Source organism: Flavobacterium sp. W20_MBD1_R3, assembly GCF_052119725.1.
Classification (GTDB): Bacteria; Bacteroidota; Bacteroidia; order Flavobacteriales; family Flavobacteriaceae; genus Flavobacterium.
The window spans coordinates 268434-289118 of the sequence record NZ_JBGQOR010000002.1 but is presented as its reverse complement, the minus strand read 5'-3'; the positions used below and the strand labels follow the sequence as shown (position 1 = coordinate 289118).

22 protein-coding genes are annotated in these 20685 nt (G+C 34.8%); 15 read left to right on the top strand and 7 right to left on the bottom strand.

Translation table 11 applies throughout. The features are described from left to right. Positions 1-117 precede the first annotated feature (117 nt). The 4 genes from mutY (at position 118) to gldD (ending at position 3607) form a co-directional block, all read left to right on the top strand. The gene (gene mutY, locus ACEN2F_RS04340) at positions 118-1164 is read left to right on the top strand and encodes an A/G-specific adenine glycosylase (RefSeq protein ID WP_441736482.1); all 1047 of its coding nucleotides are present in this window, start codon (positions 118-120) and stop codon (positions 1162-1164) included. Between the two features lie 34 nt (positions 1165-1198). Next, positions 1199-1639 (top strand): single-stranded DNA-binding protein, encoded by a 441-nt coding sequence (locus ACEN2F_RS04335; protein ID WP_441736480.1) that lies wholly within the window; start codon positions 1199-1201, stop codon positions 1637-1639. A gap of 23 nt (positions 1640-1662) precedes the next feature. Then, positions 1663-2958, top strand: a complete 1296-nt coding sequence (locus ACEN2F_RS04330; protein WP_441736478.1) for a gliding motility-associated protein GldE — start codon at positions 1663-1665, stop codon at positions 2956-2958. Between the two features lie 85 nt (positions 2959-3043). Beyond that, positions 3044-3607: a gliding motility lipoprotein GldD gene (gene gldD / locus ACEN2F_RS04325; RefSeq protein ID WP_441736476.1), complete on the top strand. Its 564-nt coding sequence runs from the start codon at positions 3044-3046 to the stop codon at positions 3605-3607. A gap of 194 nt (positions 3608-3801) precedes the next feature. Here the strand turns inward: gldD and ACEN2F_RS04320 are convergent, their stop codons facing one another. Continuing rightward, positions 3802-4182: a heavy-metal-associated domain-containing protein gene (locus tag ACEN2F_RS04320; protein ID WP_441736474.1), complete on the bottom strand. Its 381-nt coding sequence runs from the start codon at positions 4180-4182 to the stop codon at positions 3802-3804. A 105-nt stretch (positions 4183-4287) separates the two neighbouring features. Between ACEN2F_RS04320 and ACEN2F_RS04315 the strand changes: the two genes are divergently transcribed. After that, entirely contained in the window at positions 4288-5154 is an 867-nt protein-coding gene (locus ACEN2F_RS04315) for a DMT family transporter (protein ID WP_441736833.1), read from the top strand. Positions 5155-5244: 90 nt separating this feature from the next. On the opposite strand, the gene ACEN2F_RS04310 is transcribed toward ACEN2F_RS04315, so the two are convergent. Beyond that, entirely contained in the window at positions 5245-7293 is a 2049-nt protein-coding gene (locus tag ACEN2F_RS04310; RefSeq protein ID WP_441736472.1) for a M16 family metallopeptidase, read from the bottom strand. A gap of 11 nt (positions 7294-7304) precedes the next feature. After that, positions 7305-8630, bottom strand: coding sequence for a M16 family metallopeptidase (locus tag ACEN2F_RS04305; RefSeq protein ID WP_441736470.1), 1326 nt, complete (start codon positions 8628-8630; stop codon positions 7305-7307). A 237-nt stretch (positions 8631-8867) separates the two neighbouring features. Between ACEN2F_RS04305 and rplU the strand changes: the two genes are divergently transcribed. Both rplU and rpmA read left to right on the top strand, forming a co-directional pair. Then, entirely contained in the window at positions 8868-9290 is a 423-nt protein-coding gene (gene rplU / locus ACEN2F_RS04300; RefSeq protein ID WP_441736468.1) for a 50S ribosomal protein L21, read from the top strand. Positions 9291-9313: 23 nt separating this feature from the next. Beyond that, positions 9314-9580: a 50S ribosomal protein L27 gene (gene rpmA / locus ACEN2F_RS04295; RefSeq protein WP_086453627.1), complete on the top strand. Its 267-nt coding sequence runs from the start codon at positions 9314-9316 to the stop codon at positions 9578-9580. A gap of 123 nt (positions 9581-9703) precedes the next feature. On the opposite strand, the gene ACEN2F_RS04290 is transcribed toward rpmA, so the two are convergent. The 3 genes from ACEN2F_RS04290 to ahcY all read right to left on the bottom strand — a co-directional run bounded on the left by ACEN2F_RS04290 (position 9704) and on the right by ahcY (position 11923). Continuing rightward, complete coding sequence (locus ACEN2F_RS04290) at positions 9704-10042, bottom strand: DoxX family protein (RefSeq protein ID WP_441736465.1); 339 nt, start codon at positions 10040-10042, stop codon at positions 9704-9706. Positions 10043-10049: 7 nt separating this feature from the next. Then, complete coding sequence (locus ACEN2F_RS04285; protein WP_441736463.1) at positions 10050-10388, bottom strand: DoxX family protein; 339 nt, start codon at positions 10386-10388, stop codon at positions 10050-10052. A 218-nt stretch (positions 10389-10606) separates the two neighbouring features. Beyond that, the gene (ahcY, locus tag ACEN2F_RS04280; protein ID WP_441736461.1) at positions 10607-11923 is read right to left on the bottom strand and encodes an adenosylhomocysteinase; all 1317 of its coding nucleotides are present in this window, start codon (positions 11921-11923) and stop codon (positions 10607-10609) included. Between the two features lie 280 nt (positions 11924-12203). Between ahcY and ACEN2F_RS04275 the strand changes: the two genes are divergently transcribed. The 6 genes from ACEN2F_RS04275 (at position 12204) to ACEN2F_RS04250 (ending at position 19098) form a co-directional block, all read left to right on the top strand. Next, a complete protein-coding gene (locus tag ACEN2F_RS04275; protein WP_441736459.1) occupies positions 12204-12833 on the top strand; it encodes a 4'-phosphopantetheinyl transferase family protein in 630 nt (209 codons plus the stop codon). Between the two features lie 36 nt (positions 12834-12869). Continuing rightward, positions 12870-13586 carry a geranylgeranylglyceryl/heptaprenylglyceryl phosphate synthase gene (locus ACEN2F_RS04270; RefSeq protein ID WP_441736457.1) on the top strand — a complete coding sequence of 239 codons (717 nt, stop codon included), beginning with the start codon at positions 12870-12872 and terminating at the stop codon, positions 13584-13586. A 3-nt stretch (positions 13587-13589) separates the two neighbouring features. Next, positions 13590-14219 (top strand): nicotinamide riboside transporter PnuC, encoded by a 630-nt coding sequence (gene pnuC / locus ACEN2F_RS04265; protein ID WP_441736455.1) that lies wholly within the window; start codon positions 13590-13592, stop codon positions 14217-14219. Beyond that, on the top strand, positions 14174-16294 hold the full coding sequence (locus tag ACEN2F_RS04260; protein ID WP_441736453.1) for a DUF4301 family protein: 2121 nt from the start codon (positions 14174-14176) through the stop codon (positions 16292-16294). Before pnuC ends, ACEN2F_RS04260 begins: the two co-directional genes overlap by 46 nt. A gap of 11 nt (positions 16295-16305) precedes the next feature. Beyond that, entirely contained in the window at positions 16306-16707 is a 402-nt protein-coding gene (arfB, locus tag ACEN2F_RS04255; protein ID WP_441736451.1) for an alternative ribosome rescue aminoacyl-tRNA hydrolase ArfB, read from the top strand. A gap of 237 nt (positions 16708-16944) precedes the next feature. Further along, positions 16945-19098: a TonB-dependent receptor gene (locus ACEN2F_RS04250; RefSeq protein WP_441736449.1), complete on the top strand. Its 2154-nt coding sequence runs from the start codon at positions 16945-16947 to the stop codon at positions 19096-19098. A gap of 57 nt (positions 19099-19155) precedes the next feature. Here ACEN2F_RS04250 and ACEN2F_RS04245 read toward each other — a convergent pair whose 3' ends face one another. After that, the gene (locus ACEN2F_RS04245) at positions 19156-19569 is read right to left on the bottom strand and encodes a hypothetical protein (protein WP_441736448.1); all 414 of its coding nucleotides are present in this window, start codon (positions 19567-19569) and stop codon (positions 19156-19158) included. 161 nt (positions 19570-19730) lie between these two features. Between ACEN2F_RS04245 and greA the strand changes: the two genes are divergently transcribed. Together greA and ACEN2F_RS04235 are read left to right on the top strand one after the other, a co-directional pair. Beyond that, entirely contained in the window at positions 19731-20207 is a 477-nt protein-coding gene (greA, locus tag ACEN2F_RS04240; RefSeq protein ID WP_441736446.1) for a transcription elongation factor GreA, read from the top strand. A gap of 55 nt (positions 20208-20262) precedes the next feature. Continuing rightward, entirely contained in the window at positions 20263-20652 is a 390-nt protein-coding gene (locus ACEN2F_RS04235; protein WP_126515152.1) for an HIT family protein, read from the top strand. Positions 20653-20685 lie beyond the last annotated feature (33 nt).

The window sequence follows — 20685 nt, the reverse complement described above, 5'->3', positions numbered from 1 at the left end:
TAATGTTGTACTATTTTTTTGAGTTTGCAAATATAGGAATTTAAAAAACAATTATTCAAGCTAATTCATTAAATTTTAATCACATAAACTTTTACTTTTGCAGTCTAATATTTAAAAATGAAATTTTCTAACTTGCTGATAAAATGGTATTTACAAAATAAACGCGATTTGCCTTGGCGAAAAACGACCGATCCGTACCCTATTTGGCTCTCTGAAATCATGTTACAACAAACACGTGTTGCTCAAGGCATGCCTTATTTTATGTCTTTTACAGCTGCTTTTCCTACCGTTTTTGATTTGGCGAAAGCGAATGAGGAACACGTTTTGAAACTTTGGCAGGGATTAGGATACTATTCTCGGGCTAGGAATTTGCATAAAACGGCGCAATATGTGGCCTTAGATTTAGGTGGAATTTTCCCGGATAACTACGCAGATTTATTAAAATTAAAAGGCGTTGGAGAATATACAGCCGCGGCCATTGCATCTTTTTCTTATAATGAAGCTGTTCCGGTTGTTGACGGAAATGTGTTTCGGGTTTTGTCGCGTTATTTTGATTTAAATATAGATATTGCTCAGGCGTCGGCCAAAAAAGAATTCGCTGCCTTGGCTTTCCAATTGATGCCAAAGGATAATCCGGCAACTTTCAATCAAGCCATTATGGAGTTTGGCGCGTTGCAATGTGTTCCTAAAAGTCCAAATTGTAGTATTTGTATTTTCAACGGAAGTTGCGCTGCTTTACAAAAAAACAAAGTCGATCAGTTGCCTGTAAAATCTAAAAAAATAAAAGTTAGAAACCGATACTTTAATTATTTGGTTGCTGCTGATGAAACGGGAAATACCCTTATACAGAAAAGGACGGACAAAGGAATTTGGCACAACTTATATGAATTCCCATTGATGGAAACCGAAAAAGAGGAAAATTTTGATTGCGTTAGTGAAGCTGTTCAAGGGGGCTATTTTAAAGATAATATGGTCGTAAGTATTTTAGAATACAATGAGAAAAGTATTATTCATAAATTGTCACACCAACATTTACATATCAAGTTTTGGAAAGTGAAAATTGAAGGAACAATTGAAAATGGAATAAATGTGGAAACATTGAAAACTTTTCCGTTCCCAATTGTGATTCATAATTTTATTGAAAAGGATTTACAGAGTTTCTAAAAAAATGTACCTTTGATTAAATACTATATTTTAAATGAACGGAACAGTAAATAAAGTTATGCTAATTGGTTTTCTTGGGGACGATATCAAAATGCATTATTTTGACGGGGGCAATTGTATCGGACGATTTCAGTTGGCCACAAACGAAGTATATATCAATAAAACTACCAATGAAAAAATCACTTCTACGGAGTGGCACAACTTAGTTGTTCGCAATAAGGCGGCGGAGCTTTGTGAAAAATACCTTTCTAAAGGAGACAAAATATATGTAGAAGGGCGCATTAAGTCTCGTCAATGGCAGTCAGAGGATGGAAGCACAAAACACACTTCTGAAATTCAGGTAACTGAATTTACTTTTCTTTCCACTAAGAAAGATGCTGAAAGTAATAAACAAATTCCTGTACCTGCTGTTCCGAAAAACACTAATTTTGACACCGAAAAGAATGTCTTGCCTATAAATGACTTGCCGTTTTGATTGTTTAACTAATCTTCACCAATTTGGACTCAGAGCCCAGTTTACTTTTTGCCTACGTTATTGATACTAACCTTGCGTTTGGCTTATCGGGAATAATTATTTTACTGTTTTGTTCCGCATTAATATCAGGTGCCGAAGTAGCTTTGTTTTCATTGTCCCAAAAAGAAATCGATGAAACCATTCAGCAGAATGATTCTAAAGGAAAAATCATTTCAGAACTTCTGGAAAAACCCAAAAAACTATTGGCTACGCTACTTGTTGCTAATAACTTTATCAACATAGCCATTGTAATTTTGTTCTCATACGTTGGAAAAAGTATGTTTGCAGCGATAACAACACCGCTTTTAAAATTTATTTTAGAGGTGCTAGTAGTCACTTTTTTGATTTTATTATTTGGAGAAGTTTTGCCTAAAGTATATGCCAGCAGAAACAACTCGAAGTTTGCAAAGCTTATTGCCTATCCTGTTTTCTTTTTAGATAAGCTTTTGACGCCTATTAGTTTACCAATGCGTGCAGCAACAATATATTTGCACAATAAGTTAGGCAAGCAAAAAACAAGTTTTTCTGTTGATCAATTATCACAGGCGCTAGAGCTTACGGCTTCAGATGAAACCTCATCTGAGGAGCAAAAAATATTAGAAGGGATTGTGAGCTTTGGTAGTACGGATACCCGCCAGGTAATGAGTCCTCGAATTGATATTTTTGCTCTTGAAATAGAAGAATCGTTTGCTGCCATTTGTCCAAAAATTATAGAAAAAGGATATTCCAGAATTCCGGTATATCGGGACAATATAGATCAAATAGAAGGCGTTTTGTTTGTCAAGGATTTACTTCCGCACATCAATACAAATGAATTTGACTGGAAAGAATTATTGCGAGAGCCTTTTTTTGTTCCTGAAAACAAGAAGTTAGATAATTTACTAAAAGACTTTCAGAATATGAAAAGTCATTTAGCGATTGTAGTTGATGAATATGGAGGAACGTCAGGATTAGTTTCTTTGGAAGATGTTATTGAAGAAATTGTGGGCGATATCAGCGATGAATTTGATGATGAGCATATTACTTTTTCTCAAATTGACGAAAAAAATTACCTTTTTGAAGGAAAAATAAACTTGCGAGATTTCTTTAGAATTATTGATGTTGACGAAGAATTATTTGAAATTAAAAAAGGAGAAGCGGAAACATTAGCTGGATTTATTTTGGAAATCCTTGGTAATTTCCCTAAAAAAGATCAGAAAATTTCGTTCGGAAATTGTCTCTTTACCGTAGAAGCGGTGGATAAAAAACGAGTAAAACAAATAAAAGTAACGATTGAATAAATCCACTTTCAAAGTTTCTCTAGCGGAATAAGAATTTTTTTGAAATATTTTTTTTAAAATAAGATTAAATAAATGTAGAATAGCAATGTTTAAAAAAATAATTCCTTTCTTGGTTATAACACTTATGTCAGTGTTGGTTTTTAGTTGCAAAGATGATGTAATTCCAAAACCATCAAGTTATTTGCGTTTGGATTATCCAGAAGCGAAATACGTAAATTTTGAGAATGAATGTCCTTTTGCTTTTGAAATGAACTCAGATGCCGTTATAAAAAAAGAGCCTAATTGCGGTTTTACAATTACCTATCCAAAAATGAAGGCGACAATATATCTCACCTATAAACCAGTCACTAAAAACATTAATGAATTGTTGCGAGATGCACAAAAATTGACATACGAACACGTCATAAAAGCAGATGATATTCTGGAGCAGCCTTATCTCAATTCCGATAAAAAAGTATTTGGAATGTTTTATCAGGTTGAAGGAAATGCCGCAACAAATTCACAGTTTTATGCTACGGACAGCACTAGTCATTTTGTAACGGGTTCTGTTTATTTTTATGCGAAACCCAATTATGACTCAATTATGCCGGCAGCAAGTTATATCAAAAATGACATGCAGCGACTAATGGAAACCCTGAAGTGGAAGTAATCATTTGAGCTATTTATAGATTTTTTGCCAGACAATCAATAATTTATCATAACAGATAGGTCATTTAAGTTAAAATTAGCGCTTGTGAAGACTAAATTTCGAGTTTTATTAAATGACCTTCAAGGACTTATATGGTTCAAAAAAAAGCATTACCATTAAGAGAATGCTTTTTTTATGCAATTTAAAAGTCTGAATTATGACTTCATATTCGAAACTTTGTATGTTTTACCATCAGCAGCAGCTTCAACAACTGTAGTTAGTTTTTCTGGGGTTTGAATTGTTTTGTCAAAAGTCACAATGGCTTGTTTTGTTTCAAAATCTACTGTTGCTTTTTGTACACCTTCCATCGCATTTAAATCTTCTTGAATCGTTTTGGCGCAACCTATGGCACATGACATTCCTTCTACAGAGAAATTCGCCGTTTGAAGATTTGCAGCTGCAATTTCTTTTTTAACTTTTGGAGCTTCTGTTTTTGCAGTTTCTTTTGAAGCGATATTCGTTTCTTTTTCTTTGCAACCTACAAATAAAACACTTGTAAGTACTAGCGTTGCGATTGATTTTTTGAAATTTATCATGATGTAAATTTTGAAGATTAAATACGTAAATATGAATTACAAAATTAATTAAAAAAAGAAGGACTAATTCATAAAATAATTACAATTTTGAGCAAAATTATTTTTATGGAATTGAAGCAGTTAAAATGGGTGTATTTGATGGTTCTTGCCCTAGTTTGGGGAAGCTCATTCATACTAATAAAAAAAGGATTAATAGGATTGACAGCATTACAATTGGGATCGTTGCGAATCATTTTTGCAGCCGTTTTTTTAATAGTAATTGGGTTTAAAAGTTTATCAAAAATACCAACTCACAAATGGAAATATATTGCCTTAACTTCTTTATTCGGGACATTTATTCCGGCTTATTTGTTTGCGATTGCACAAACAGAAATTGATAGTTCAGTAAGTTCTATTTTGAATTCGCTGACTCCTTTGAATACCTTAATTCTGGGTGCTTTGGTTTTTGGACTGGAATTTAAACGAAAGCAGATTTTTGGAATTCTGATTGGTTTACTGGGAAGTGTTTTGCTGATCTTGAATGGCGCGATGCATCATCCGGAACAGAATTATTATTATGCGATTTTAGTTTTAATAGCTTCGGTATGCTATGCTGTCAACGTGAATTTAATTAAAAAATATTTGCATGATTTGAGTCCAGTGAGCATTACTACGGGTAATTTTATGATGTTGGTTTTTCCGGCATTTATCATTTTGTTTTTCTCTGGTTTCTTTGAAGTGGTTCATCATGTGAAAGTTCAGGAATCAGTTTTATTTATTATAGTTCTTGGAGTTGTAGGAACAGGAATTGCGAATATTCTATTTTTTAAACTGATTCAGATGTCTTCGCCGGTTTTTGCTACTTCGGTAACCTATTTGATTCCCGTAGTTGCTTTTAGTTGGGGATTATTAGACAATGAAATGCTTACGTCAGTTCAGTTTTTTGGTGCTTTTATTATTTTGATCGGCGTTTATTTGTCAGCTAAGAAATAGTATTTAATATTCCGTTTGAAAAACTTATATGGTTTAAAACAATAAAGGCTGCCTAAAATAGACAGCCTTTATTCTTTAATTTAGATTTGATTATAAAAAATCAGAATCGGTAACACCTTCATTGATTTTTACATCAGACATTTTTATGTCCAATTCAAAACCTACATTTTGGATGATGTTAAAAGGAACTTTAATGCCTTTTACTTCTTTATAATCCCCATAATTTGTGGTTTGTGTGATGCTTTGACCACCTTGTTCTACCACTTTAGCTTCAGCTAATTTTAAACCAGTAGTTACATCATAGAATAGAGTAGTTTTTCCGTTTTTAACAGCGTAAGCGTCTTTGCCATTGATAGACTCGATTGTTTCTAAAGTTAACCCTTGTTTCTTAGAAAGAGTTAATTCTTCAAAAGGTGTTGCAGCCGCTCTCATGTCTGTAAGCGTCGTTCCTTCGATGTTTTGGCGTTGCCCTTGTTGCATTACGTAAGCTCCTTTTTCATTTACTACTTGTTTCATTATGCTCATTGTTCCCATGGCTAATTCAACCATTAGTTTTCCTTTGGCATCAATTTTTGATGTAAAATTTAATGGAGAAGGTGCTTGCGGAATTGTTGTAGTTCCATTCATTACAATTGTTTTCACGGCCATTGCTGCTTTTTCACCACCAATAGCTTTGATGTAATTATCGATAACACTTTTGGCAGTAACTCCAGCTGGAACTGGTTTTTTAAATTCAGGTTTAACCGTTGGGTTTCCGTATTTATCAAAGTACGATACCGGAAATTTTAATTTTTCTAAACCAGGAGCTACATCAGCTGCTTTTCCTACAATTACAATTCTGCTATTGTCTGCCAAGAAGTACTTATTAGAAACTCTCAAAATATCCTCTGCAGTTACGGCACTGATATTTCTGATGTAGTTTTCGTAGAAATCAGCCGGTAAACTTTGCGTTTGAATTCTCAAAGCGTATCCTGCTACTGTTTGTGGTTTTTCAATTTGCATTACAAATCGTCCTATGTATCCTGCTTTTACGCTGGCTAACATTTCATCAGTCACTTTTTCAGTTCTGATTTTTTTGAATTCTTTGAAAATTTCAACAACAGTACTATCTGTTACAGCATTACGAACTTGAGTAGAAGCATTGAAAGTAGAGATGCGTTTGTCTCCGTAAATGCTAGTTCTTGCGCCATACGTCCATCCATGATCTTCTCTTAAATTCATATTAATGTAGCTATTAAAATCTCCTCCAAGGATTTGGTTTGCGATCAAAACAGCAAAATAATCTGGATCTGTCATTTTAAGATTTGACATGTTTATTACCGCAACTTCAGATTGTACTGCATTGGGCATATCAATAAAGTTGATTTGTGAAGAAACTACATCTTTTGGATCACTGTACGAAATTGAAGGCGCTGACGCTTTTTTCCATGAACCAAAGAATTTTTCTACCATTTTTTTCGTTTCGGTGAATTTCACATCACCAACAATAATCAGGTATGCATTACTTGGAACAAAATAAGTAGCGTAATTTGCTTTTACATCTGTAAGAGTTACGTTCTTCAACGTTGTTTCGCTTACATATTCGCCTGCAGGATGATTTTTTCCGTAGGTCAAAACATCTACAACTCTTGCGGCTACTGCGGAAACGCTTTTTTCATTGGCTTTTAAGCCTTCAATAAGTTTTGTTCTTTCCTTGTCAAATTCTTCTTGAGTGAAATTTGGATTTAATGCACCATCGGCCATTAATTCTAAAACTCTTCCTGAATATTTAGATAACGCACTTGCTGATGCACCATTTGAACTAAAATTGATGTTGGCACCTAGGAAATCTACTTCTTCATTGAAAGCTGTTTTAGAAATTTTGGTGGTACCACTTCCAATTAATGTACTGGTCATGTCAGCAACACCTTTTTTGTCGCCTTCAGCATACGGATCATTGTCTAAAGTAAGGCTGAATGCTACTCTTGGCAATTTATGGTTTTCGACTACCATAACTTTCAAGCCATTTTTTAATTCAAAGGTTATCGGTTTTCCAATTTTTATTGATGGAGCTACTCCCGGTTTTGGCTGAGGTATAATTTGTCCTTGCATAAGTACGGTTACGAACAAGCTTGATAAAATTAATATTGATTTTTTCATAATGATATATCTTAGTTTTGAGCTTTGTCTTTAGATGGAACGTAATCCAAAACTAATCTTTGGTTTGGATTTAAATATTTCTTGGCAACATCTCTGATTTCTTCACGAGTGATAGAATGATAGATTTCGATTTCAGTGTTGATTAAGTTTACATCGCCGTATAACAAATGATAAGAAGCCAGATTGTCAGCAATACCGTCAATAGTTGAGTTGCTGTTTACATATTGGTTTTCGAATTTATTTTGCAGTTTTTGTAAATCTCTTTCAGAAATCAGTTCTGTTTGTAGTTTTACGATTTCCAAGTCAATTTCGGCAAGAATATTCTCGGTTGTATTTGGAGCTTGTGGCAAACCGTAAATAATGTAACTTCCATAATCTTCTTGGTTGTTGCTAAAAGCACCAATCTGCAAAGCCATTTTTTTGTCATCTACTATTTTCTTGTATAATCTTGAACTTTTTCCATCACTTAAAATGGAGGAAATCATATCTAGCACTCTTGCGTCTCTAGTTTTCATAGACGGAGTTCTGTACGCTGCTACAATTGCAGGTATTTGGATGTTAGCATCTTCAAATTTTGCTTTTATGGTTTGAGTAATTGGTTCTTCAACAAATGTCTCTCTTTGAATAGCAGCTCCTTTTTTGATTGGTCCAAAATATTTTTGAATCCATTCCTTCGCTTGTTCTTTTTTGAAATCACCCGCAACAATCAAAACAGCATTATTCGGAATGTAAAATTTCTTGTTGAAAGCCTGAAATTCTTCTAATGTGGCAGCGTCTAAATGGCTCATGGAACCAATAGTTGCCCAACGATATGGGTGTTTTGTGAAAATATTCTTTTTCACTTCTGCCAAAAAGTTACCGTACGGCTGATTGTCAACACGTAGTCTTTTTTCTTCTTTCACTACTTCGTTTTGAGTGTCTACACCAATTTGATTAATCACTGGGTGTAACATTCTTTCTGCTTCCATCCACAAACCTAATTCAAGGTTGTTAGAAGGGAAAACTTCATAATAATACGTTCTGTCATCAGTAGTGTTCGCATTATTCACACCGCCATTTCCGGTTACAATTTTAAACCATTCACCGCGCTTGATATTTTCGGTTCCTTCAAATAGTAAATGTTCAAAAAAGTGAGCAAAACCTGTTCTTTCTGGATTTTCGTCTTTGGCACCCACATGGTACATTACAGATGTAATCACGGTAGGAGCAGATGGGTCGTTGTGCAAGATCACATGCAAACCATTGTCTAATTTGTATTCTTCAAAAGCTACTTTCTGCGCAGAAGCGACTCCCCCTAGCATAAACAAGGCACCTAAAGCCATTAATGAATTTTTCATAAGGTTAATAATTTTGTTAATATACCATATTAGTAGTGATTTCAAATTTTTGTTACATAAAAACCACATTGGTGTGAGAAATTTAACACTAGTTGAGCGTGCTGTTTTGTGAAACGACATCAAAAGTCTGTGAAATAGGAAATTCTGACGTAAAAGGTGTTTTTTTTCTTCAACAAATTGCGGGATAATTATTTAATTGTATATTTGCAACCTTAAAAATTTATAAAACAATTTGTTATGTATGCAATCGTAGAGATAGCAGGGCAACAGTTTAAAGTTAGCAAAGACCTAAAGGTTTACGTTCACCGTTTAGCAAATGAAGAAGGAACTCAAGTTTCTTTCGACAAAGTTTATTTGTTAGATGACAACGGTACAATCACAATAGGCGCCCCAGCTATAGAAGGTGCTTCAGTAGAAGCTAAAGTGTTACAACACTTAAAAGGAGATAAAGTTATCGTTTTCAAAAAGAAAAGAAGAAAAGGATACAAAAAGAGAAACGGACACCGTCAGTATCTTACTCAAATTGTAATCGAAGGTATTACTGCAGCAGGCGCTAAAAAAGCAGCTCCTAAAAAAGCGGCAGTTGAAGCAACTACTGAAGAAGTAGAAGCTCCAAAGAAAAAAGTAGCTAAAGCTAAAAAAGAAGACACACAAGAATAATAACAAAATAAAACTAATACGTCATGGCTCACAAGAAAGGTGTCGGTAGTTCCAAGAATGGTAGAGAATCAGAATCAAAACGTTTAGGCGTTAAGATTTTTGGTGGACAAGCTGCTATTGCAGGGAACATCATCGTAAGACAAAGAGGTTCAAAACATAATCCAGGTGCAAATGTTTACATCAGTAAAGATCACACCCTACACGCAAGAGTAGATGGAGTTGTTTTCTTCCAAAAGAAAAGAGATAACAAATCTTATGTATCTATACTTCCATTTGAAGTAGAAGCTTAATTAAGTACTCTCAATTATTAAAATACCCGTTTCAATTTCTATTGAGACGGGTATTTTTTTTTAATTTAAAATCGGATTGAATAGTATTTTGGTAACAAATAAATAAAATCATTTCAAATAGATTTACATTAAAGCCTTATATAAAATGTAGGTGTTCAGTACAAAATAAAAAAATGCTGGTAAAGAAATTAATAAAGAATCTTTCATCTTGATGCGAACTCCAGTGCCAAGAAGCATCAACAAAGCCAATCCTCCTGAGGCCAGAAGTAAGATAGTGTTGTTCTGAATGCCAATAAACAAACCAATAGCTCCCGCCAATTCTAAAACAGCTGTTAATGGACCAAATTTTTCAAGTCCAAAGCGCTTAAACTCATTTTTCATATTCGTTGATACAAAATAAGCTATTCCGTAAATAAGAAAGGAAGTTGCTGAAAATAGAATAAGTATGTTTAGGTAACTCATATTTTGATTATTTGGAAGCGTATAGTGCCACTAAAAGGGATAGTGCTAAAAGTAATAAAGAAGGAAGGTGTTTGATCCATGGGTTTTTTACTTTGAAATGAAAATACTGTGCCGAAGCCATTAAAAAAGCCATTAAAAGAGCAGGGATAAAAACGAGTTCTGGATGCCAAATGCCAGTTATTAATAATGTTGCTAACACCATTTTTGAAGCGCCTACCATATTTCGTATTAAATCAGAAAGTCCATATTGTTTAAATTCTTTCACAATGTTGTCAAATCTAAAAATCCAAACATAACCTACAGACAGCGCTATTACAAGTTGGGCGATAATGGTATAAGTATTCATAATTTTATTTTTAAGGTTTTTTTTAATTTTTAAATAGAGTTTGTCTGGCAAATGAATTCTCTAAAATATTTTAAGAACTCAAAGATACCATAAACTTATATTAGTAAGGGGTTCTGGCTTTTATTTATTAGGAAATAATGGATATTCATAGAAAATAAAAAACCCTCACATCACTGCAAGGGTTCTAAATCTGAAATCAGCAATCGCTAATCAAAAATCTAATATCTGTAATATTCTGGTTTGAATGGACCTTCAACGGGAACTCCAATATAATCCGCTTGCTCAGTACGCAACGTTTCTAATTCAACACCTAATTTCGCTAAGTGTAACATTGCTACTTTCTCATCTAAGTGTTTTGGTAACATGTATACGTCATTCTTGTATGCCGCGCTGTTTTTCCACAATTCGATTTGAGCAAGAGTCTGGTTAGTAAATGAGTTACTCATTACAAAACTTGGGTGACCTGTAGCACAACCAAGGTTTACCAAACGACCTTCAGCCAAAACGATAATGTCATTTCCAGCAATAGTATATTTGTCAACTTGTGGTTTGATTTCGATTTTTGAAGCACCGTGGTTTGTATTCAACCAAGACATATCAATTTCGTTATCAAAATGTCCAATGTTGCAAACGATAGTTTTGTCTTTCATTTTTTCGAAATGAGAACCTAAAACGATATCTTTATTTCCGGTAGTAGTAATGATAATATCAGCAGTAGCAATAACAGTATCTAGTTTTTTTACTTCAAAACCGTCCATTGCAGCTTGAAGCGCGCAAATTGGGTCAATTTCAGTAACCGTAACAATAGAACCAGCACCTCTAAAAGAAGCTGCAGTTCCTTTACCTACGTCACCGTATCCACAAACGATTACTCTTTTTGCAGCAAGCATAATATCAGTAGCACGACGAACCGCATCAACTGCTGATTCTTTACAACCGTACTTGTTATCAAATTTCGATTTAGTAACCGAGTCATTTACGTTGATCGCCGGCATTGGTAATGTTCCTGCTTTTACTCTTTCGTATAATCTGTGAACTCCAGTTGTAGTTTCTTCTGATAATCCTTTGATTCCAGCAACTAATTCAGGGTAACGGTCAATAACCATGTTAGTCAAATCTCCACCGTCATCAAGAATCATGTTCAATGGTTTTCTGTCTTCACCAAAGAACAATGTTTGCTCAATACACCAGTCAAAATCAGGCTCATTCAATCCTTTCCAAGCGTACACTTGAATTCCTGCAGCAGCAATCGCAGCAGCAGCTTGATCTTGTGTAGAGAAAATGTTGCAAGAACTCCAAGTCACTTCAGCCCCAAGAGCAATTAAAGTTTCAATCAAAACCGCAGTCTGGATCGTCATGTGCAAGCATCCTGCAATACGAGCGCCAGCTAGTGGTTGTTCATTTTTGTATTCCGCACGAAGCGCCATTAAACCTGGCATTTCAGCTTCTGCTAATTCAATTTCTTTTCTTCCCCAAGCCGCCAGGGAAATGTCTTTTACTTTGAAAGCCACATAAGGCATAGTTGCTGTACTCATTTATAGTATATTTGTAATTGTTTCACCTGTTCGCCTTTCGGGCTAGGGTGCATCTTTTTGCAAATTTACGCAATAACTTTAGAAATTTACTGTTTTCCACAAGATTTATGAATTGTTTAATTCGCTAATCTTTTGAACATTAACTAAATAATCTCTTCAAGCAGAACTTTTTCAGTTTAAGGAGCTATTTCCCGCTATTCGTTGCAATCTTTTTATTTTTTTAAAAAAAATAAAAAGGATTTTCACTGCTATCGGGGCTAAAAATCAACATTATAACACGATGCCACTTTATAAAATTATACATCCCAATGCTACCACCCAAATTTTAATTTGGAAAATAACAGAACCTTTCGCCGAATTAAACCAACAAATTGTCCTTAATGCAAGCAACCAGCTCCGGTTAAACGGAATGAAGTCCGAAATGCATCAACGCGCTTTCCTGAGTGTTCGTAAAGCATTACAGCAATCTGGGTACACGGATTTTGACTTGTATTATGACAAATTTGGAAAACCACATTTACACGATGGAAAGCACATTTCAATAACACATTCCCATAATTTTGCGGCAATTATTATCAGTAATGAAACCGCAGGAATTGACATCGAATTGCAAAGAGACAAAATCATACGCATTGCCGATAAATTTTGTGAATCCGAATTTCATTTCCTGAAGCGCAATACCCAAGAATATATCCGAAAATTAACCGTTATTTGGGGCGCAAAAGAAGCTATTTTCAAAATTAGAAATGAAAAAGGAATTAGTTTCAAAAACCATATGAGTGTCTGCGATTTTGATTTAGAAAGTAAACAGACCATCGCTGAACTTCATTTTGATAATTTAGTAAAATATTTCAAGATCCATTTTGAAGAAATAGAAGAATTCACTTTGGTTTATGCCTTCGAAAATTAAAACAAGCCGCAAATTTGCGAATTAGCGGTAAAACTCATGGAAAACCTATACAGCCAAATAATAAAAGCCAAAACTAATAACCAAAAATTATTAGCAATTCTTCTCGATCCTGATAAAGTAGTTTTAGAGAATTTATCTGTTTTAATTTCAAAAATAAATCAATCGCCAGCAACTCATATTTTCATTGGCGGAAGCTTGGTTACAACAAGCATTAGCGATGAATTAATTATAAAAATTAAACAAAACTGTAATTTACCAATCGTTCTTTTTCCAGGAAACCCATCTCAAATTTCAGATAAAGCCGATGCGATTTTGTTTTTGTCATTAATTTCTGGTCGCAATCCAGATTATTTAATCGAACATCAAGTAAAAGCCGCCCCAATTTTAAAACAAACCCAACTCGAAATTATTTCCACGGGATATATTCTGATTGGAAGTGGCAAGGAAACTGCCGTAGAACGGGTTAGTAAAACTACTCCTTTAGATAGAAATAATCTTGATTTAACATTGGCAACCGCACAAGCAGGCGAAATGTTAGGCAATAAATTGATTTATCTGGAAGCGGGAAGTGGTGCTAAACAAGCTGTTCCGCTTAATATGATTGCGTTAGTGGCTCAAAATATTGAAATTCCGTTACTTGTTGGCGGCGGGATCGTAGATTTGCAGGGAATTCAAGATGCCTACGCTGCCGGAGCTGATTTAGTAATTATAGGAACTGCTTTTGAAAAGGATATTAATTTTTTTAACGCCTAATTCATGATAGAATATTTATTTTCACAATACAACGAATACCCAACGTTAGATATTATTTTAGAAATTGTAGCCGTGATTTTTGGGCTGCTGAGCGTTTGGTATGCTAAAAAAGACAATATTTTAGTTTTTCCAACCGGATTAGTAAGTACCTCCATATTTGTATATTTGCTTTGGAAGTGGACTTTGTGGGGGGATATGATGATCAATGGTTATTATTTTGTGATGAGTATTTATGGCTGGTACCATTGGACTCGGCAAAAAGACGATACCGAAGAATTTTCAATTTCAAAAATTTCGAGTACAGAAAAACGAATTGCGATAATTCTTTTTATATTTACTGTCGCCTTTGTGGTTTCAGTTTATCATTATTTTGGTAAATTCACCACTTGGTACGCATACGTAGACACATTTATTACAGGGATTTTCTTTGTAGGAATGTGGCTCATGGCCAAAAGAAAAGTAGAGAATTGGATATTTTGGATTATTGGAGATGTAATTTCCATTCCGTTGTATTTTGCAAAAGGATACACTTTTACCAGTTTTCAATATATAATATTTACAATAGTTGCCATTTTTGGCTATTTAGAATGGAAGAAAATCTCAAACAGCACTCAAACGGAGCTGCAAAAATAATAAAAATAGCATTATTTGGCCCCGAAAGCACTGGCAAAACTACTTTGTCAAAACAGCTTGCAGCATATTATAAAACCGAATGGGTTCCTGAATTTGCGCGCGATTATCTGCAAGAAAAATGGGATGCGAGTCAGCAAATATGTACTGTTGATGACATGCTACCAATTGCTTATGGTCAAGTTAAACTAGAAAATGAGCGAACGCTTGTTGCTAACAAATATCTTTTTTGTGATACGAATTTAATGGTGACTAAAGTTTTTTCGGAGGTGTATTACAACTATTGTGATCCTATCTTAGATGAAGCGGCTCGCGAACATGAATATGATTTGTTTTTTCTGACGGATATTGATGTGCCCTGGGAAAAAGATGATTTAAGAGACAAAGCTGACGGCAGGAAATCTGTTTTTGCCGTGTTCAAACAATCATTGATCGATAATAACAAACCTTTTATAACCATTTCAGGTGATAAGGATTTGCGGCTCAAAAAAGCAATTACCATCGTAGATGATTTGACTTTAGCCAAAACATTAGGGTTTTCAACAGCGGACTATTTACAAATTCAGGAATGTGGAATCCTAGTTAAAAATATTCAGAAACAATTACGTTTTTTCAAAAATGGAATACCAAAAGCAGATTTAGTACGTCCAGGGACATTGTCAGATGGTATTTTAAAATTTTCGGAGAAAGTCTTCCAAGAGAAAGCTGCCTTTTTTGATTCCCATAAATCAGATCTAAGATTAACTAAATTCGTTCCTGCATCAGGTGCGGCCAGCAGGATGTTTAAATTTTTGATTGAATTTATCAATGAGTTTGATGTTAAAAATGAATCGATAAACGCTTACATAAATCAAAAAAAAGCCAATAAACTTTCTGTTTTTATAGTAGGTATGGAGAAGTTTCCTTTTTTTGAAATTATAGATAAAAAATTGAGAGCTGACTTTGATAATTTTGAGACTATGGATCGAAGTCTAAAGAATTATTATTTTATAAAATTACTGTTGTCATCAGACTATTTTGATTTTGCAAATAAGCCAAAAGGGATTCTGCCTTTTCACAAGTATAAAACGCATATTGCAAGTCCAGTTGAAGAACATTTGCGGGAGTGTGCACAATATTCTAACTCCAATAATAGTTCCGATTTACATTTTACGGTTTCAGAATCGCATCAAAAACATTTTGAAGATATCGTTGATTTGATTAAGTCTAAAATTGAAATAGATTCAGAAGTTACGATTAATGTTGGTTACTCTTATCAAAATAAAAGCACTGACACGCTTGCGGTTACTATGAAAAATAAGCCGTTCCGAGATGAAAATGGGCAATTAGTTTTCAGACCTGGAGGCCATGGCGCTCTAATTGAGAATTTGAATAATTTAGAGGCTGATCTAGTTTTTATCAAAAACATTGACAATGTAATTCAAAACAATTTAGAGAAAATTGCTTTGTACAAAAAAGGATTGGCAGGGATATTAATTGAGATTCAACAACGCGTTTTTAGCTATTTAAATGCTTTAGATTCTGTTGCAATAGAAGCTGAGTTATTAGATGAAATTGTTCTTTTTTTGAAGGAAGAATTAAACATTACCATGAAGGATGATTTCTATTCTAAGAATTTAGAAACTAAAATCATTGAATTGCAAACTATTTTAAACAGACCTATTCGTGTGTGTGGAATGGTGAAAAATGAAGGTGAGCCAGGTGGAGGTCCATTTTGGGTTCGTGATATTCAAGGAGGAGTTTCACTGCAAATCGTTGAAAGCTCTCAAGTTGATTTCGAGGATGATAATCAAAAGTCAATTCTGAATGCTGCTACGCATTTCAATCCCGTTGATTTAGTTTGTGGAATTAAAAATTACAAAAACGAGAAATTTGAACTAACTGATTTTGTGGATTATAACAGCGGTTTTATAGTGGAGAAGAATGTTGCTGGCAAAAATATCAAAGGATATGAGTTGCCAGGTTTATGGAACGGCGCAATGGCAAACTGGCTGACTGTGTTTGTTCAAGTGCCGTTGATTACTTTTAATCCGGTAAAAACAGTGAATGATTTGTTGAAACCGGCGCATCAATCCTAAAACAAACATTGATGGAAGTAGATAAAATCATATCTGAGTTAAATTTTAAAGCCGTTCGTAGCAGTGGAGCTGGTGGTCAGAACGTAAATAAAGTTTCCTCGAAGGTAGTATTGAGTTTTGATTTGCACAATTCTATGGCTTTAACCGAAGAAGAGAAACTTTTGGTTGAAACCAAATTATCCTCCAGATTGACTACTGATGCTGTTTTAATATTGAATTGTGATGAAGACCGAAGTCAGTTTAGAAATAAAGAAATTGTAATTAAACGATTTTTGGAACTGATAAAAAATGCATTGCTTGTTCCAAAGGAAAGAAAGCCCACCAGAATTCCTAAATCGGTTATTAGAAAGCGAATAAAGGATAAAAAAAATGTGTCTGAGGTTAAAAAGACACGCAGAAAGCCTGATTTTTAAAATTTATTCCAATTCATAATTTATATTTCACAATTTATAATTAGTTTTGCGCTGTCTCAAAGGGGTGCTCTAAATAACGAGCTGAGATCATACCCAACGAACCTGGGCGAGTAATGTCGCTAAGGGAAAAAATGACAAAAAAATAGCGTGCACACTATCTATTTGTCATAGGAAACAATCATTTATTAATTTAACAAAAGGAATAATTCCCCCTTTTATTCGTAATCTTATTTACGGATGAATACTTTATTTTATTTTACAAGGCGCAAAAGCGCAAAGACGAAACTATCAAACAAACTTTCTGTTCGTCTATTTTCTATTTTCTTTTCTCTATTTTCTTTTCTCTCTTTTTCCCAAGTCAAAGACACCACGAAAGTAAATCAACTTGATGAAGTCTTGGTTTCGGCGGTGCGGGTCACTATAAAGACGCCGGTAAGTTTCAGTAATTTGGACAAAAAGGAAATCAAATTCCGAAATTTAGGACAGGATATCCCTATTTTAATGAATTATTTGCCGTCAGTTGTCACCACTTCTGATGCGGGAAATGGCGTGGGATATACCGGAATTCGCGTCCGTGGTAGCGATGCTACCCGGGTGAATGTGACCATTAACGGGATTCCGTATAATGATTCTGAAAGTCAGGGAACCTTCTGGGTGAACATGCCTGACTTTGCTTCATCATTAGAAAGTTTACAATTGCAACGTGGCGTAGGAACGTCTACCAATGGAGCGGCTGCTTTTGGGGCGAGTTTAAACATGTTGACAGATAATTTTGCCAAAGAAAGCTCGGGCGAAATTTCGAACTCTTTGGGTAGTTTCAATACCAGAAAACATACCGTAAAATTCAGTACGGGTTTGATGAACGACCATTTTGAAATCGCGGGACGGCTATCAGCCATTAAGTCGGATGGGTTTGTAGATCGTGGCGCTTCTGATTTGAAATCCTATTTTCTGCAAGGGACGTATGTAGGCAAAACGACTTTGATAAAAGCATTGGTTTTTGGAGGTACTGAAAAAACATACCAGTCTTGGAACGGAATAGACGCAGAAACGCTGCAGAATGACCGAACGTTTAATTCATCAGGTGCTTTTACTGACGAGCAAGGAAATGCTCGTTTTTATGATAATGAAACGGATAATTACCAACAAGATCACTCTCAGTTGCATTGGAACGAAAAAATATCTGAAAGATGGAGTACTAATTTTGCGTTGCATTACACCAGAGGAGAAGGTTTTTTTGAAAATTATAAGGAAGACGCTGATTTTGCTGATTATGGATTACAGCCCGTTGGTGGAGTTTCAACAACGGATTTAGTGCGTCAAAAATGGTTGGAAAATGATTTCTACGGAACTACTTTTTCTGCTACTTATAAAGAGGAAAAACTGGATGTGATTTTTGGTGGTGGTTGGAACAAGTATGAAGGTGACCATTTTGGAAAAGTGATCTGGGCACGAAATGCTTCACAGAGTGAGTTAGGAGATCGGTATTACGATGATTATGCTAATAAAACGGACGGAAATGTTTTTGCGAAAGCCAATTACCAAATTACGGAACAGCTAAGTTTATTTGGAGATTTGCAATATAGATCAGTGAATTACAAGGCGAATGGCGTTCAGCCGACAGTTGTGGATGATACTTTCAATTTCTTTAACCCTAAAACGGGATTAACCTATACGATCAATGCTGGAAATTCCGTGTATTTATCCTATGCCAGAGCCAATCGTGAACCAAACAGGAGTGATTATGAAGGCGGAAACGTAAAGCCGGAAAAGCTGAATGACTTTGAATTGGGTTGGAGATACGTTGCAGAGAAAGTACAGTTCAATACAAACGTATATTATATGGCGTACAAAGATCAGTTGATTTTAACCGGGAATCTGGATGATGTAGGCGCTCCAATACGCTCCAATAGCGAAAAAAGTTACCGTTTAGGACTGGAAGTGGATGCGACAATAGCGTTGACAGATCAGTTGATTATTCGTCCTAATTTTACGTTGAGTGCTAATAAAAATTTGGATTTAGCTGTTGAAGGTCAAAATTACGGAACTACTGATATCGCGTATTCACCATCAATTATTGTGGGAAATATTTTGGTTTACACCCCTATGGAAAATCTTCATATTTCATGGTTACAAAAATTTGTGGGGGAACAATACATGAACAACATTGAATTACCGGCTGCAAAGTTGGCAGATTACTTTGTGAATGATTTAAATGTTGCCTACACTTTTAAACCTAAAACCATCTTCAAAGAAATTGTGTTGACCGGTTTAGTGAATAACTTTTTAGATAAAAAATATGTTTCTAACGGATATATGTATGACATCTATCCGTATTATTACCCACAAGCAGGAATTAATTTCCTTGCCGGTTTGACGTTGAAGTTTTAGAACAATGATTTACTTTTAATGAAGAAATCCTGATGGTTTAACCGTCAGGATTTTTTTTTAATTATAAACTCGAAGCACCGTTCCATTTACCTGCACCCGATACTGCTTCATGGGATATTGTAAATCGCTCTGGCCAGTAAACAGACTGTATTCCTTGCTGTCACACCCACAAATGGCATTGATTCCCTTTATGGTCATGGTGGAGCAGGCACTTATCGCTTGATTAGGGCATGCGGCATCAAAAGCATTGTAGCCACTGCCTGTATTGAAAACAATAACTCCTCGAGCGCCTATTCCGGATACATAAACCGCATTACTAACGAATTTAAGATTAGAGTATTCCGGCAAGTTTAGGTTCAGGTCTACTGCGAAAGTATAATTAGGTACAAACGGATTGGTATTGTTAAAACCAGAATCACTACACGAAAAAAGGAAAGGAATGACAAGAAAAATAAGTGCGTATTTTTTCATTTTAAAATATAGTCAAAGTATTAGTGAAACAAATTTAATTTATTTAACTTTGAATTATATATGATTAACATATATTTTTAGACAAAAAAAAATAGTAGTATCTTTGTGGAAAGAAATCCCGTCCTGATGGGATTTTTTCTATTTATATAAAGGAAGAAGTTATGAGTACAGTATCGTATTACACCGCAGAAGGGTTGAAAAAATTAAGAGAAGAATTAGATTATTTAAAAAGCGTAATGCGTCCAAAAGCCTCTGCGGATATTGCTGAAGCAAGAGATAAAGGCGACCTTTCTGAGAATGCAGAATACGATGCCGCCAAAGAAGCACAAGGAATGCTGGAAATGCGCATTGCTAAAATGGAAGAAGTACATTCTAACGCCAGATTGATTGATGAAACTCATTTAGATGTTTCTAAAGTCTTGGTGTTATCCAATGTGAAAATTAAAAACCAAACTAATGGAATGGAATTGAAATACACCTTGGTAGCAGAAAGTGAAGCCGACTTGAAAACCGGAAAGATATCTGTAACTTCACCAATTGGGAAAGGCTTATTAGGCAAATCAGTAGGCGAAGTTGCTGAAATTACGGTTCCGAATGGTGTTTTGAAATTCGAAATTTTGGAAATATCACGCGACTAATTAAAGTTTTAATCGGTTACCCGATTAATCGATTCAACAATTAACCAATTTCACAATGTCAAGTATTTTTACAAAAATAATAAACGGAGAAATTCCGTGCTATAAAATTGCGGAGGATGAAAATTTTCTGGCTTTTTTGGATGTGAATCCAAATGCAAAAGGACACACACTTTGTATTCCGAAACAAGAAATTGATAAGATTTTTGAAATCGAAGATGATTTATATATCGGACTCATGCAATTTTCTAAAAAAATAGCAGTTGCCCTTGAAAAAACCGTTCCATGCAAACGGATCGGAATGGCGGTTGTAGGACTCGAAGTACCGCATGCGCATGTTCATTTAATTCCGTTGAATGAAATGGATGAAATGCGTTTTCAAAATAAAGTATCCTTGTCCAATGAGGAATTTGAAGCCTTAGCAGCAAGCATAAAAACCAATTTATAACAATTGCAAAAATAAAATAAATTGGTATGATTT

Excerpts from the sequence above, each read along its gene's own strand:
- mutY (WP_441736482.1), top strand. The coding sequence starts at position 118 with ATGAAATTTTCTAACTTGCTGATAAAATGGTATTTACAAAATAAACGC.
- ACEN2F_RS04335 (WP_441736480.1), top strand. The coding sequence starts at position 1,199 with ATGAACGGAACAGTAAATAAAGTTATGCTAATTGGTTTTCTTGGGGAC.
- gldD (WP_441736476.1), top strand. The coding sequence starts at position 3,044 with ATGTTTAAAAAAATAATTCCTTTCTTGGTTATAACACTTATGTCAGTG.
- ACEN2F_RS04320 (WP_441736474.1), bottom strand. The coding sequence starts at position 4,182 with ATGATAAATTTCAAAAAATCAATCGCAACGCTAGTACTTACAAGTGTT.
- ACEN2F_RS04315 (WP_441736833.1), top strand. The coding sequence starts at position 4,288 with ATGGAATTGAAGCAGTTAAAATGGGTGTATTTGATGGTTCTTGCCCTA.
- ACEN2F_RS04310 (WP_441736472.1), bottom strand. The coding sequence starts at position 7,293 with ATGAAAAAATCAATATTAATTTTATCAAGCTTGTTCGTAACCGTACTT.
- ACEN2F_RS04305 (WP_441736470.1), bottom strand. The coding sequence starts at position 8,630 with ATGAAAAATTCATTAATGGCTTTAGGTGCCTTGTTTATGCTAGGGGGA.
- rplU (WP_441736468.1), top strand. The coding sequence starts at position 8,868 with ATGTATGCAATCGTAGAGATAGCAGGGCAACAGTTTAAAGTTAGCAAA.
- rpmA (WP_086453627.1), top strand. The coding sequence starts at position 9,314 with ATGGCTCACAAGAAAGGTGTCGGTAGTTCCAAGAATGGTAGAGAATCA.
- ACEN2F_RS04290 (WP_441736465.1), bottom strand. The coding sequence starts at position 10,042 with ATGAGTTACCTAAACATACTTATTCTATTTTCAGCAACTTCCTTTCTT.
- ACEN2F_RS04285 (WP_441736463.1), bottom strand. The coding sequence starts at position 10,388 with ATGAATACTTATACCATTATCGCCCAACTTGTAATAGCGCTGTCTGTA.
- ahcY (WP_441736461.1), bottom strand. The coding sequence starts at position 11,923 with ATGAGTACAGCAACTATGCCTTATGTGGCTTTCAAAGTAAAAGACATT.
- ACEN2F_RS04275 (WP_441736459.1), top strand. The coding sequence starts at position 12,204 with ATGCCACTTTATAAAATTATACATCCCAATGCTACCACCCAAATTTTA.
- ACEN2F_RS04270 (WP_441736457.1), top strand. The coding sequence starts at position 12,870 with ATGGAAAACCTATACAGCCAAATAATAAAAGCCAAAACTAATAACCAA.
- pnuC (WP_441736455.1), top strand. The coding sequence starts at position 13,590 with ATGATAGAATATTTATTTTCACAATACAACGAATACCCAACGTTAGAT.
- ACEN2F_RS04260 (WP_441736453.1), top strand. The coding sequence starts at position 14,174 with ATGGAAGAAAATCTCAAACAGCACTCAAACGGAGCTGCAAAAATAATA.
- arfB (WP_441736451.1), top strand. The coding sequence starts at position 16,306 with ATGGAAGTAGATAAAATCATATCTGAGTTAAATTTTAAAGCCGTTCGT.
- ACEN2F_RS04250 (WP_441736449.1), top strand. The coding sequence starts at position 16,945 with ATGAATACTTTATTTTATTTTACAAGGCGCAAAAGCGCAAAGACGAAA.
- ACEN2F_RS04245 (WP_441736448.1), bottom strand. The coding sequence starts at position 19,569 with ATGAAAAAATACGCACTTATTTTTCTTGTCATTCCTTTCCTTTTTTCG.
- greA (WP_441736446.1), top strand. The coding sequence starts at position 19,731 with ATGAGTACAGTATCGTATTACACCGCAGAAGGGTTGAAAAAATTAAGA.
- ACEN2F_RS04235 (WP_126515152.1), top strand. The coding sequence starts at position 20,263 with ATGTCAAGTATTTTTACAAAAATAATAAACGGAGAAATTCCGTGCTAT.